Origin of the sequence: Pelagibius sp. (genome assembly GCF_028289705.1) — a bacterium.
In the GTDB taxonomy this organism is placed as follows: Bacteria; Pseudomonadota; Alphaproteobacteria; order Kiloniellales; family Kiloniellaceae; genus Pelagibius.
Map to the genome: position 1 here is coordinate 21,781 of NZ_JANQOI010000137.1, position 13,011 is coordinate 34,791.

Genomic DNA, 13,011 nt, shown 5'->3' on the forward strand with positions numbered 1-13,011 from the left:
TCATTTGTCTTCAGACAAGAAGCGGGCGGTCCTGTCACGCCGTCCCAAGCTCTGGCGGTCGATGGCGACACTCTTGATCAGGGCAAAGACCTTGAGGCCGGGACGCAGGTTGAGGGCCTTGCAGGAACGCGCCGTGATGCGGGCCCAGATGGCTGTGCCCCTGGCATCGAGCTGTACGTCCACTTGAGGACTGTTTTCCTCACTCATTGCCTTGATTTCGCACTCTATCATATTGAGAATGCTGGTGTTTTCCGGCGGTGACAGAGCGATCGATACATCTCTGGCGCGGATGCGTACGCGTAGGCTCTGGCCGAGCGGCAGCTTCAGGTGCGGCACCCGCAGGCGGCCGCCGGAAAAGCGCAGGTCGGTGAGGCCGAAGGCCTTGTCCTGGCCGGCGACCGAGGTGGTGAGCACGGCACCGGCCTCGTAGCGGCCTGTCAGCGGGCGCAGGTCCAGCCGGCTGGTCAGATCCTCGACGCTGCCCACCGCCTTCACCTCGCCCTCGGACATCAGCACCAGGGTATCGGCCAGACGCACGATTTCCTGCATCGAATGGCTGACATAGACGATGGGCAGCGCCATCTCGTCGCGGAGCTGCTCGATGAAGGGCAGCACCTCGTCCTTGCGCGGCTGATCCAGCGCCGCCAGCGGTTCGTCCATCAGCAGGATCTTGGGGTTGGCGAGCAGCGCCCGGCCGAGGGCGACACGCTGTTTCTCGCCGCCGGAAAGCGCGCGGGGGCGGCGGTCGAGCAGGGCCTCGATGTCCAACAGGGCGACGACCTGCTCCAGCTCGATCTGGCGCTCCTGCTTTGGCACCCGCTTCAGCCCGTAGGTCAGGTTGCCGCGCACGGTGAGGTGCGGGAACAGCCGCCCTTCCTGGAACACGTAGCCCAGGCGCCGGCGTTCGGTGGGGACGTCGATGCCGGCCTTGGAATCGAACAACGTCTCGCCGGCGAGGGCAATGCGGCCGCGGTCCGGCTTCAGCAGGCCGGCGAGCATGTTCACCAGCGAGGTCTTGCCGGCGCCCGAACGGCCGAAGATGGCGGTGATCCCGGAGGCCCGGCAGGCGAAGTCCGCCTTCAGGGCCAAGGCGCCGAGTTGCCGCTGGACGTCGACTTCGAGCATCGCCGGGCCCTCAGTCGCTGAGCCGGGCGCGCAGGCGCCGCGCCAGGGCTTCCGAGGCGCCGAGGGCGGCCAGGGAGAGGAGCACCGAGAGCAGCGCCAGGCGCAGCGCGCCGGCCTCACCGTCGGGCGTCTGGATGAGGCTGTAGAGCGCCAGGGGCAGAGTGCGGGTCTCGCCGGGGATGTTGGAGACGAAGGTGATCGTGGCCCCGAACTCGCCCAGGCTGCGGGCGAAGGCCAGCACGCAGCCGGCGAGAATGCCGGGCGCGATCAGCGGCAGGGTGATCGTGGTGAAGACCGAGAGGCGCGTCGCCCCCAGGGTCCGTGCGGCGGTTTCCAGGTTCCTGTCGACGCTTTCCAGGGACAGGCGGATGGAGCGGACCATCAGCGGGAAGGCCATGACCGCGGCGGCCAGGGCCGCCCCCTCCCAGGTGAAGGGCAGCGAGATGCCGAAGGTCTCATAGAGCCAGGACCCCAGGGGGCCGCGGCGCCCGAGCAGGACCAGCAGGAGGTAGCCGACCACCACCGGCGGCAGGACCAGGGGCAGGTGAATGATGCCGTTCAGCAGGGTCTTGCCGTAGAACTCGTAGCGCTGCAGCAGCCAGGCGGCGGCCAGGCCGAACGGCAGGCTGGTGACCACCGACCAGAGGGCCACGCGCAGACTGAGGCGAATGGCTTCGCTTTCCAGCGGAGTGAGCTCGAACATGGTGTCCGTCGGCTGCCGAGGGGATCAACGCTGTGCCGTTTAGCGTTCCCGGGCGGTGCCTGTAAAGCCGTGCTTGCGAAAGATGGCCGCGGCCTCTTCGCCGGTGAGAAAGTCATAGACCCGGCGCACGGCGGGGCTGTCGCGCCCCGCGACGATGGCCAGGGGATAGTGAATCTCCGGCGTCACCGCGGCGGGGAAGAGGTCGACGACCCTGATGTGCTTGGAGATCGCCGCATCGGTTTCGTAGACAATTCCCGCGGCGACTTCGCCGCGTTCCACCAGGACCAGGGCGGCCCGGACGTTGGCGGCCTGGGCGAGCTTTCCGGACAGGCCCTGCCAGAGCCCCAGCGCCTCCAGCGCCTGTTGCGCGTAGACGCCGGCGGGGACATGGGCCGGGTCGCCGATGGCCAGGCGCCCGTCGCCGAGCTTCTCAGCCAAAGGAATGTCCGGTGCGAGATCCACCCGCAGGTCGGAGTCGCCGGGCGCGACCAGGGCGAGGCGGTTGGACAGCAGGGTCAGCCGGCTCTCCGCGACGATTTGACCCTTCTGGTCCAGGTGGTCCATCCAGCGCACATTGGCGGAGAGAAAGAGGTCCGCGGGCGCGCCCTGATCGATCTGGCGGGCGAGGGTGGAGGAGGCGGCGACCACAGGGCGGATGGCATCGCCGGTCTTGGCCGCATAGGCCTCGGCAATCTCGTTGACGGCATCCGTCGCGCTCGCCGCGGCGAACAGCGTGACGGTCTCTGCAGCGGCAACAGCAGTGCTTCCAAGCCAGATCAGCAGGCCGGCCAGGGTGCAGAATCGGCGACCGCTTCCGGTCATCGGATCAGCCGCCGTAAAGGGTCTCGGGGTCGGTCTCCACCGCCAGGGTTTCCTCCAGGCTGCCGTCCTCGGCGACCCGCTGATAGAAGCAGGACCGCCGTCCGGTATGGCAGGCCACGCCGGTCTGATCGACGCGCAGCAGCAAGCTGTCGCCGTCGCAGTCGACCAGCAGGTCGACGAGTTTCTGGGTCTGGCCCGAGGTCTCGCCCTTGCGCCAGAGCTTGCCGCGCGAGCGCGACCAATAACAGACCTGGCCGTTTGCCAGGGTCTCAGCCAGGGACTCGCGGTTCATCCAGGCGACCATCAGCACCTCGCCGCTGTCGTGCTGCTGGGCCACGGCCAGGACAAGGCCGCGCTCGTCGAAGGTAATGGCCTCTTCCAAGGCGGGGGGCAGTTCACTCATGGAGTCACACTTAAGGTCATGGACAACAGGATCTAGCCGGCGCGGGCCGCGATGGTCTCTTCCGTCGCGTTCAGGCGCTCAAAGCCCGCTTCGAGATCGGCGATCAGATCGTCGCAGTGCTCCAGCCCGGCGTGAATGCGCACCACATGGCCCGGATCGGTCCAGGGCGCCGCGGTGCGGATGGGGCGCGGATCGGTGAGCAGGATGAGGCTTTCGTAGCCGCCCCAACTGGCGCCGATCCCGAAGAGGTCCAGTCCATCGATCATGGCGGTCACGGAGGCGCGCGCGCAGGGGTTTAGGACCATGGCGAAGAGCCCCGACGCCCCCGTGAAGTCGCGCTTCCAGATGGTGTGGCCCGGGTCGCCGGGCAGGGCGGGATAGAGCAGCCGGTCGACCTCCGGGCGCTGCGCCAGCCACTCCGCCAAGCGCCGGGCATTCGCCTGATGACGGTCCAGGCGCACGGCGAGGGTCCGCAGCCCCCGCAGGCCCAGATAGAGATCGTCCGGTGCCGCGTTGCAGCCCAGAAACTGGCCGGTCCGCCGCAGGGACTCATAGTGCTCCTCGGTGCTGGCGATCACGCCCAGCATGGCATCGGAGTGGCCGACCATGTACTTGGTGGCAGCGTGCAGGGAGATATCGACGCCGTGGTCGAGCGGGCGGAAGAACAGCGGTGTGGCCCAGGTATTGTCGATGATCGTGATCACCCCTTTGGCGCGGGCCTCGGCGACGATGGCCGGCACGTCCTGGATCTCAAAGGTCAGAGAGCCTGGCGACTCCATATAGATCGCGACTGTGTTGTCGCGGATCAGCGCCGCGATGCCGGCGCCGATGGTGGGGTTGTAGAAGGTCGTTTCCACACCGCGGTCGCGCAACAGCACCTCGCAGATCCTGCGGCCGGGGAAGTAGATGGTGTCAGGCACCAGGATATGGCTGCCCGCCTTGGCGAAGGTCATGAGCGCCACCGCGATGGCCTGCAGGCCCGAAGAAACGGCGACGGCGCCATAGGCGCCCTCCAGCCGGGCCACCGTGTCTTCGAAGGCGAATGTCGTCGGCGTGCCGCCCCGGCCGTAGGAACTTTTTCCCTTCACCAAACGGTTCCGCCCGGCCTCCTCGAAGGCCTCCACGGTGTCCTTGAGTAGGGTCGAGGCGTGATAGACCGGCGTATTGACCGTGCCGTAGTGAGCCTGCGGATCCCGGCCCAGATGGGTGAGGAGCGTCTCCTGGCGTAAGCGGTCGGTTTTGGTCATTCGTGGCGGCTTTCCCATCGGCTGTCCCGCGTTTCCGGCTGCGCAAACGCTGGTGAAGCAACACGCTTCAAGGTTGGACGATTGCACCGGCGAAGCCAAGCGCGAACACCTGTCGCTGGGGGAAGTGGCCTGCCGCGGCTGCAGCACCCTGGACCCATCCAGGCCATGTCGTCTGGGTTCACGCCGGTCGGAAACACTGCGACGCCATGCTTGCCGACCTCAAAGCAGGTTTTGACGGCCTAAACGCTGCTGATGAGACGGCGACCGCGGGCTGCGCGGGGCCTAAGAGCTTGCGCATCGGTAGAGCCGCGAACTGCCTATTTTTTTGTCAACTCGCCCCCAGCAAGCTGTTGCCTTTCGCCGGAGAGTGAGACATGGTTCGCCCATGCGAACGCTGAAGCATCCCATCGGGAGGCTGAAAGAGTTAACAATAACAGCCAGTCAGAACGGGACGGCAGTTCGCTTAAAGATCAAGAAACGATGAACAGCAGGGAAGGTCTTTCCATGTCTAAATTGAAGGTTTTGCTCGCGGCTGGTGCACTCACCGCAGTCGGCGCGACCGGTGCCTCGGCGGGCACTCTGGACGACATTCGCGCGAAGGGCTTTGTGCAGTGCGGCGTGTCCACGGGCGTCCCCGGCTTCGCCTTTACCGACGACGCCGGTAATTGGCAGGGCTTCGATCCGGCTGTTTGCCAGGGCGTTGCCGCTGCGATCTTCGGTGATTCCAGCAAGGTCAAGTATACGCCGACCACCGGCAAGACGCGCTTCACGGCGCTGGCCTCCGGCGAGATCGACATGCTGGCCCGCAACACCACCTGGACCTTCAGCCGCGACGTCGACCTGGGCTTCACCTTCGTCGGCGTGAACTACTATGACGGCCAGGGCTTCATGATCCCGAAGGCGCTCGGCGTGACCAGCGCCAAGGAACTGGACGGCGCTTCGGTCTGCATCCAGACCGGCACGACGACGGAGTTGAACCTGGCGGACTTCTTCCGCACCAACAACATCTCTTACGAGCCGGTTCCCATCGAGACCAACGAAGAGGCGCGCACCAACTATCTGGCCGGGCGCTGCGACGTCTACACGACGGACGCTTCGGGCCTCGCCGCCACGCGTGCCGCTTTTGACGATCCCGCTGCCCACATCGTGTTGCCGGAGATCATCTCCAAGGAGCCGCTGGGCCCGCTGGTCCGCCAGGGCGACGAGCAGTGGAGCGACATCGTCCGCTGGACGCTGAACGCCATGATCAATGCTGAAGAGTATGGCGTTACCTCCGCCAACGTCGATCAGATGGCGACCGGTTCCAACAATCCGGAAGTCAAGCGGCTGCTCGGCACCGAAGCCGACCTCGGCGGCATGCTGGGCCTTGAGAAGAACTGGGCCCACAACGTCATCAAGCAGGTCGGTAACTACGGCGAGGTCTACGACCGCTACATCGGCGCCAGCACGCCGATCGGCCTCGAGCGCGGGATCAATGCGCTCTACACCGACGGCGGGCTGATTTACGCACCGCCGATGCGCTAAGCGCAGCGACTGGAATGGGCAGAGGGGTACGCTAGCAGGGCCGCTAGCGTACCCCATGCCTATTGCATTCTGCCTTTGAAGTCTCACGGTCGTCGCAGCGGGGTAGTGCCATGGCCGCAATCGAACAAGAGTCCGAACAACTGACCCTGGGTCGCCTTTGGTCGGACAAGCGGTATCGCGCCGTCATCACCCAGATCCTGGTGGTCGCGGGCGTCTTCATGTTGGTCGCCTACCTGGCGGTGAATGCCGTGCAGAACCTGGAAGCCCTGGGCAAGACCTTCGGCTTTGAGTTCCTCCAGGCGCCGGCCAGCTACGACATCAATCAGACGCTGATTCCCTACAATTCGCGCGACACCCATTTCCGGGCGGCGGTCGTCGGACTGCTCAACACGGGCCTGATTGCGATAACCGGGTGCATCTTCGCCACCATCCTCGGCTTCATCATGGGCGTGCTGAGACTCTCCAGCAACTGGTTGGTCAACCGCATTGTCTATTGCTACATCGAGTTCACGCGCAACGTTCCCGTGCTCGTCCAGATCCTGCTGTGGCATGGCGTCATCGTCACGACCCTTGGCGTTCCCCGCAATGCGCTGAGCCCGATGGAAGGCGTCTACCTGACCAACCGCGGCTTCTATGTACCGCGGCCGGTCTTCGAAGACGGCTTCGGCTTGGTGGTCATCGTCTTCCTCGCCGCCATCGTCGGCATGATCGTCTTCAGCCGCTGGGCCAGGAAGCATCAGGAAGAGACCGGACAGATCTACCCCGTATTCTCGATTGGCGTCGGCGCGATCATCGGGCTGCCCCTGATTGCGTTCTTTATTGCCGGCATGCCGATGTCTTTCGACACGCCGGAGCTGAAAGGGTTCAACTTCCAGGGCGGCATGGTGCTGAAGCCGGAGTTCACGGCCCTTTGGTTCGCGCTCTCCGTCTACACCGCGGCTTTCATCGCCGAGATCGTGCGCGCCGGTATTCAGGCGGTCAGCCATGGACAGACCGAGGCGTCCTATGCCCTGGGGATCAAGCCGAACTGGACGATGCGGCTGATCATCATTCCCCAGGCCCTGCGCGTCATCGTCCCGCCGCTGACCAGCCAATACCTCAATCTGACGAAGAACTCCTCCTTGGCGATCGCCATCGGCTACATGGATATCGTGGCGACCTTGGGCGGAATTACTTTGAATCAGACCGGCAAGGAGATGGAGAGCATGATGATCGTGTTGATGATCTATCTCACCATATCCCTGCTGATCTCGGCCTTCATGAACTGGTACAACCGGCGCATTGCGCTGGTGGAACGATAGGGTGGGGGGACGCGTCATGGCCGAAACCACGCAAACCTACGAGCCCGGCACCCATCCGGACCTTCCGCCGCCGCTGGCGACCACCGGTGCCCTCGGCTGGATCAAGAAGAACCTCTTCGGGTCGCCCTCGAGCATCGCCCTCACGGTGATCTCCGTTTACCTGCTCTACTTGATTCTGCCCAACGCCCTCAACTGGGCCCTCTTCGATGCTGTCTTCAATGCCGGCTCGCGCGCCGAGTGCCGCGAGCTTGGCAGCGGGGCCTGCTGGGGCTTGGCGAATGTCCGCTTCAGCCAGTTCATCTACGGCTTCTATCCGGAGCACCTGCGCTGGCGGGTCAACCTCACCGCCGTGCTCTTCTTTCTCGCCATTCTGCCGATTCTTTGGGACAGGACACCCTATCGTCAGCAGTGGTTCATCTACTCGGCGCTGTTCCCGATCATCGGTTATTTCCTGCTGGTCGGCGGCCTGGGGTTGGAGCCGGTAGAAACGACCAAGATCGGCGGCTTCACGCTGAACGTCGTGATCGGCGTTACCGGGATCGTGGCCTCACTGCCGCTGGGTATCCTTCTGGCATTGGGCCGGCGTTCGCAGATGCCCATCGTCCGCACGCTCTGCGTGATGTTTATCGAGTTCATCCGCGGCGTGCCGCTGATCACCCTGCTGTTCGTCGCCTCGACCATGTTGAACTACTTCCTGCCGCCGGGAACCACGTTCGACCTGATCCTGCGCGTGCTGATCATGGTGACCATCTTCTCGGCGGCCTATATCGCCGAGGTGGTGCGCGGCGGCCTACAGGCGATACCCAAAGGACAATACGAAGCGGCCGATGCAATGGGCTTGCGCTACTGGCAGTCCATGCGCCTGATCGTTCTGCCGCAGGCCTTGAAGATCTCCATTCCGGGTATCGTCAACACCTTCGTGGGCCTGTTCAAGGACACCACGCTGGTGGTGATTATCGGTTTGGTGGACGTGCTGGGCGTTGGCCGCGCGGCGCTGTCCGACGCGAAGTGGCAGGGACTGGCCTGGGAGGTCTATGTCTTCATCGCCATTCTGTTCTTCATCTGCTGCTTCAGCATGGCGCGCTACTCGCTGTACTTGGAGAACAAACTGCACACGGGCCACAAGCGCTAGAGCGCGGGCCGAACGAGGAGGCAAAAAAGGATGTCAGACGCTGCTGCGGCGCAACTGTCGATTTCCGATGAGGTGGCCATCCAGATCATCGGCATGCACAAGTGGTACGGCGAGTTTCACGTCCTGAAGGACATCAACCTGACGGTCAACCGTGGCGAGCGCATCGTCATCTGCGGGCCTTCGGGGTCCGGCAAGTCGACGATGATCCGCTGCATCAACCGCCTGGAGGAACATCAGAAGGGCAAGATCGTCGTCGACGAGATCGAACTGACCAACGATCTCAAGAACATCGCCGAGATCCGCCGCGAGGTGGGCATGGTGTTCCAGCACTTCAATCTTTTTCCCCACCTGACGGTGCTGGAGAACTGCACCCTGGCGCCGATCTGGGTGCGCAAGATGCCCAAGGCCGAGGCCGAGGAGATCGGCATGCAGTATCTGGAGAAGGTCAAGATCCCGGAACAGGCGGGCAAGTACCCGGGCCAGCTTTCCGGCGGCCAGCAGCAGCGCGTCGCCATCGCCCGTTCGCTCTGCATGAACCCGCGCATCATGCTGTTCGACGAGCCCACTTCGGCCCTCGACCCGGAGATGATCTCCGAGGTGCTGGACGTGATGGTGAGCCTCGCCGAAAGCGGCATGACCATGCTCTGCGTGACCCACGAAATGGGCTTCGCCCGCAAGGTCGCCAACCGGGTGATCTTCATGGACGGCGGCGAGATCATCGAGGAGAACGAACCGGAAGAGTTCTTCAACAACCCGCAGTCGGCGCGGACCCAGCTCTTCCTCAGCCAAATCCTGCACCACTAGGGCAGGGCTTTTGAAGCACGCGGTCCCGAGGTAGGGGGCCGGGAAGACAGAAGTCGTCGCATGGTACGGAAAGGGCCGGTTTGGATGACCCCGCCGGCCCTTTTCGCTGGCCGGATTGGCGGGCAGCCGATCGTTAATCCCTTGTTGTCGCCGATCTGCTAATCTTTCGTCCTTCAGCCTTCACTCCAGCGGACCAGTCCATTGAGCGACCAAGCGAGGACAGAACAGCGGCCGTCACCGCCAGGGGACAAGGTCGTCTTCGCCCAGGTGGAACCCACGACGCGCTGCAACTTCACCTGCGGCTTCTGCAGCGGGCGCAAGATGGACCAATCCGACTTCGCGGCCGAGGACTTCGCGCGGCTGCTCGATGCCTTTCCCGAGCTCGAGCACATCGAGTTGCAGGGGGAGGGGGAGCCGCTGCTGCACAAGGGCTTCTTCGACATGGCCCGGCAGGCCGCCGCGCGCGGCATCCGCCTCTCCATGATCACCAACGGCAGCCTGTTTTCCGAGGAGCGGGTGGCGGCCATCCTCGACGTCGGCATCGAGGCCATCTACGTCTCGCTGGAATCGCCGGAAGATGACGTCTTCCAGGAGATCCGCGGCGGGCTGTTCAGCAAGGTGAAAGATGGCATCGCGCGCCTGCTCGCGGCGCGCCGGGCCCGCGATCTGGAGCGCCCGACGGTCGGCTTTGCGATCACCGTGCTGAATGACACCATCGACAGTCTGCCACAGGTCGCCGATCTCTATCGCGCGCTGGGCATGGACGGCGGGGCGACGGTCCAGCCGCTGAACCGGATGGAAAGCTACACCGCCGTCTACGATGCGGATATGGCCGCCCGCCTGCTGGGGCCGGAGGACCGCCGCCGCCTGCAGGAGACGATCCACCGCCACCCGGAGATCGGCGCGATGCTCGCCGAAGTGCGCCAGACGCGGCATTTCTACATCGAGATGCGCCGGCGCTATCCCGCCGAGCACGGCTGCCCTTGGGTGAAGGGCGCGCTCTACATCGACCGCCACGGCGCCATCGCGAGCTGCTGCATGGTGAAGGACACGGCGCGCTACGGGCTGGGGAAGATCGGCTTGACGCCGATGGACCTGGTCATGGAAAAGCGGCGGGAGATCGATGCGGCGCTGGACGCCGGACAGCCGCCGGAGCAATGCCGGGGCTGTGCCTACTACGTCAGTCCCCAGCAGCGCGATGCGCGCCGCCTCAATCGTCTGGCGGCCCAGAAGGCGCAAGCCACGCGGCCCGCCCCATCATCACCGTCGCCCGGATCAGGCGGGCAGGGTCCCGCTTAGCCGGGGGTCCGGGATCGTCACCTTCTCCTGGCGATAGGGGCGGAAGCCGAATTTCTGATAGAGCGGCAGGGCCTTGGGGTGGTCCATGGTGTTGGTGTTGACCGTCAGGCGCTGGGGCTCGTAGCTCCAGGCCTGCTCGACTGCCTGGTATAGCAGATAGGGGCCCAGCCCCTTGCCGACGAACTGCGGCAGCAGCCCGAAGTAGGCGAGATCGATCACCGGTTCCTCGCGGCGGTCCAGTTCGAAGTAGCCGGCGGGAACCCCCTCGACATAGAGCACGAAGACCTCGACCCGGTCGTCCTGGATGATGGCAGCCAGGTCCCCGTCGGACATCTCGCGGCGGTACCACCAGGTGTAGTCCTCGCCGACACCGTCATAGAGAAAGCGGTAGAAGCTCACCGTCGGCTGGTGGGCGCGCATCAAAGCGACCTTGGTCCTGTGGGGCGGATGCACCTGGGCCAACTGCGGGCGCTCCGTCATCTCCAGATAGGTGATGGTGAACTGCAGCCTGGTCTCGCGGCCCGCGGCCACCGCAATGTCCGGTGGCAGCGCTTCGCCTTCGGGGGGATCGCCCGGCAGGGCCAGCCAGCGGGCCATGACCGCGCGGGGGGTGTGGGCGTAGCCGAGGGCGGCGTAGAACCCCAGCGCCTGACGGTTGGTTTCCCGCACCATCAGTTGGATCTTCAGGATGCCCTGCCGGTCCAGCCAGTCCTCGGCCTCGCGCACCAGGCGCCGGCCCAGGCCCGTCCCGCGCAGCGCAGGGTCGACCGCCACGGCGTAGAGCCAGCCGCGATGGCCGTCGTGGCCGCAGCAGATGGAGCCGACAACCTCGTCGGAGCGCACGGCCACGATCATGGCGGCGCAGTCGCTGTCCTGCCAGAGAGCGATGTCCCGCTTGGGGTCGTTGTACCAGGCCGCAAGGCCGCAACGCTGCCAGAGGCTGACGCAGCCGTCGAAGTCACCGTCCTCGTAGTCACGAAGATGCAGCAAGGGACCGCCCGCTCAGCGGCTCAGGAGGCCGGACCGGTGGCAACCGGCGTATCGCCCGGCAAGCCCCATTCCGCCCAGGACCCGTCATAAAGGGCCACGTCGGGATGACCCAGCCGGTGCAGGGCCAGCGCGAGCACCGCCGCGGTGACCCCCGATCCGCAGGAGGTCACGATCGGCCGGTCCAGGGAAACCCCCGCTGCCGTGAAGCGCTCCGCAAGGGCGGCGTTGTCCAGCAGGGTCTGGCGCGCCTGGTCGACCAATTCGGTGAAGGGCAGGTTGCGGCTGCCCGGGATGTGCCCGGAGCGCATGCCCTCGCGCGGTTCGGCTTCGCTGCCCTCGAAACGGGGCTGGCGGCGGGCGTCGACCACCTGCTCGCGCTGGTCGGTCAGGTTGCGCAGCACCTGGCTGCGGTCGCGCACGATCATGGCGTTGGCGCGGGCGGTGAAGTGACGCTCCTCCGGCCGGGCCGGACCGTCTTCGACGGGGCGGCCCTCGTCCAGCCACTTGGGCAGCCCGCCGTCGAGCACGGCGACCTCGTGATGGTCGAAGTGGCGGAAGGTCCACCAGACCCGCGGCGCGCTCCAGATGCCGCGCTGGTCGTAGATCACCAGCCGCAGACCGTCGCCGAGGCCGAGGCGGCGGACCTTGGCGGAAAAGATGTGGGGCGGCGGCAGCATGTGGGGCAGGTCGCTGGCCGGGTCCGCGATCTCGTCGATGTCGAAGAACACTGCACCCGGAATGTGCTGGGATTCGAACTCGCGGCGCGGGTTCAGCCCCTCGTTGGGCAGGTAATAGCTGGCATCGACGATGCGCAGGTCCGGCGCCCCCAGGTTGGCGGCCAGCCATTCGGTTGTGACGAGTGCATCCCTGTCGAAGTCGACCATATCGGCTTTCGCTCCCCTGCAGCGGCTTGCCCGCCTGCGGCTATTCGTCAAAGAGAATGTTGATGCGCCGGTTCTGGCGCCCCTTGTTTTCGATCTTGCCGACTCTCACGCGCCCGATCTCGCCGGTTTGCCGCACATGGGTGCCACCGCAAGGCTGCAGGTCGACCCCGGGAATGTCCAGCAGCCGCACCCGGCCGCTGCCCATGGGCGGCTTCACCGACATGGTGCGCACCAGATCCGGCTGTGCCGTCAGCTCGTCTTCGCTGATCCACCGTGGGGTCACCGGGTGATCCGCCTCGATCAGGCGGTTGAGGGCCGCGGTGATGGCTTCCTTGTCCAACTGCGTGTCCGGCAGGTTGAAATCGAGCCGCCCCTTGGCGGCGCCAATCTGTCCGCCGGTGACGTCGCCGGTCACCACGGAACAGAGCAGGTGCAGGCAGGTGTGCATGCGCATGTGGCGGTAGCGCCGCTCCCAGTCGACTTCCGCCTCTACCTTGGTGCCGGGCGCCGGGGCCGGGGTGCCGTCTTCCAGGACATGGACCACGTCCTCGTGGGTATCCCCCTTGACCGCATCGACCACGCGCAGCCGGGTGCCGTCCTCCAGTACGAGAAATCCGCTGTCGCCCGGCTGACCGCCACCCATGGGGTAGAAGACGGTGCGGTCGAGCCGCAGCCCTTCGGGCCCGGCGGCCGTGACGCTGGCCTCGCACCGCTTCAGGTAGGGGTCTTCGCGAAACAGCAGTTCCATGGTCCTCGTGTTCCGTTCCTGTCCGCTGT

General features: G+C 65.4%; 13 protein-coding genes. 5 read left to right on the forward strand and 8 right to left on the reverse strand.

The features are described 5' to 3' along the window. The 5 genes from modC to metC are packed head-to-tail and all read right to left on the reverse strand — an operon-like array spanning window position 1 to window position 4,300. A complete protein-coding gene (modC, locus tag Q0996_RS17645) occupies window positions 1-1,125 on the reverse strand; it encodes a molybdenum ABC transporter ATP-binding protein (RefSeq protein WP_299622708.1) in 1,125 nt (374 codons plus the stop codon). A 10-nt stretch (window positions 1,126-1,135) separates the two neighbouring features. Next, window positions 1,136-1,828 carry a molybdate ABC transporter permease subunit gene (gene modB, locus Q0996_RS17650; protein ID WP_299622711.1) on the reverse strand — a complete coding sequence of 231 codons (693 nt, stop codon included), beginning with the start codon at window positions 1,826-1,828 and terminating at the stop codon, window positions 1,136-1,138. Between the two features lie 39 nt (window positions 1,829-1,867). Beyond that, window positions 1,868-2,650 (reverse strand): molybdate ABC transporter substrate-binding protein, encoded by a 783-nt coding sequence (gene modA / locus Q0996_RS17655; RefSeq protein WP_299622714.1) that lies wholly within the window; start codon window positions 2,648-2,650, stop codon window positions 1,868-1,870. Window positions 2,651-2,654: 4 nt separating this feature from the next. Beyond that, a complete protein-coding gene (gene hisI / locus Q0996_RS17660; RefSeq protein ID WP_299622717.1) occupies window positions 2,655-3,053 on the reverse strand; it encodes a phosphoribosyl-AMP cyclohydrolase in 399 nt (132 codons plus the stop codon). A gap of 32 nt (window positions 3,054-3,085) precedes the next feature. Further along, window positions 3,086-4,300 (reverse strand): cystathionine beta-lyase, encoded by a 1,215-nt coding sequence (gene metC, locus Q0996_RS17665; RefSeq protein WP_299622720.1) that lies wholly within the window; start codon window positions 4,298-4,300, stop codon window positions 3,086-3,088. A gap of 504 nt (window positions 4,301-4,804) precedes the next feature. On the opposite strand from metC, the gene Q0996_RS17670 reads away from it, so the two are divergent. The 5 genes from Q0996_RS17670 to Q0996_RS17690 all read left to right on the forward strand — a co-directional run bounded on the left by Q0996_RS17670 (window position 4,805) and on the right by Q0996_RS17690 (window position 10,360). Next, window positions 4,805-5,824 carry an amino acid ABC transporter substrate-binding protein gene (locus Q0996_RS17670; RefSeq protein ID WP_299622722.1) on the forward strand — a complete coding sequence of 340 codons (1,020 nt, stop codon included), beginning with the start codon at window positions 4,805-4,807 and terminating at the stop codon, window positions 5,822-5,824. A gap of 110 nt (window positions 5,825-5,934) precedes the next feature. Next, window positions 5,935-7,125 carry an amino acid ABC transporter permease gene (locus tag Q0996_RS17675; RefSeq protein WP_299622725.1) on the forward strand — a complete coding sequence of 397 codons (1,191 nt, stop codon included), beginning with the start codon at window positions 5,935-5,937 and terminating at the stop codon, window positions 7,123-7,125. A 16-nt stretch (window positions 7,126-7,141) separates the two neighbouring features. Then, window positions 7,142-8,257: an amino acid ABC transporter permease gene (locus Q0996_RS17680; protein WP_299622728.1), complete on the forward strand. Its 1,116-nt coding sequence runs from the start codon at window positions 7,142-7,144 to the stop codon at window positions 8,255-8,257. 30 nt (window positions 8,258-8,287) lie between these two features. Then, a complete protein-coding gene (locus Q0996_RS17685; protein WP_299622731.1) occupies window positions 8,288-9,061 on the forward strand; it encodes an amino acid ABC transporter ATP-binding protein in 774 nt (257 codons plus the stop codon). Window positions 9,062-9,262: 201 nt separating this feature from the next. Continuing rightward, window positions 9,263-10,360, forward strand: coding sequence for a radical SAM protein (locus Q0996_RS17690; protein ID WP_299622733.1), 1,098 nt, complete (start codon window positions 9,263-9,265; stop codon window positions 10,358-10,360). Here the strand turns inward: Q0996_RS17690 and Q0996_RS17695 are convergent. The 3 genes from Q0996_RS17695 to Q0996_RS17705 are packed head-to-tail and all read right to left on the reverse strand — an operon-like array spanning window position 10,337 to window position 12,982. Further along, window positions 10,337-11,350, reverse strand: a complete 1,014-nt coding sequence (locus tag Q0996_RS17695; RefSeq protein WP_299622736.1) for a GNAT family acetyltransferase — start codon at window positions 11,348-11,350, stop codon at window positions 10,337-10,339. The genes Q0996_RS17690 and Q0996_RS17695 overlap by 24 nt on opposite strands. A 20-nt stretch (window positions 11,351-11,370) precedes the next feature. Next, the gene (sseA, locus tag Q0996_RS17700) at window positions 11,371-12,234 is read right to left on the reverse strand and encodes a 3-mercaptopyruvate sulfurtransferase (RefSeq protein ID WP_299622739.1); all 864 of its coding nucleotides are present in this window, start codon (window positions 12,232-12,234) and stop codon (window positions 11,371-11,373) included. A gap of 40 nt (window positions 12,235-12,274) precedes the next feature. Further along, complete coding sequence (locus Q0996_RS17705; RefSeq protein ID WP_299622741.1) at window positions 12,275-12,982, reverse strand: alanyl-tRNA editing protein; 708 nt, start codon at window positions 12,980-12,982, stop codon at window positions 12,275-12,277. Window positions 12,983-13,011: the final 29 nt, after the last annotated feature.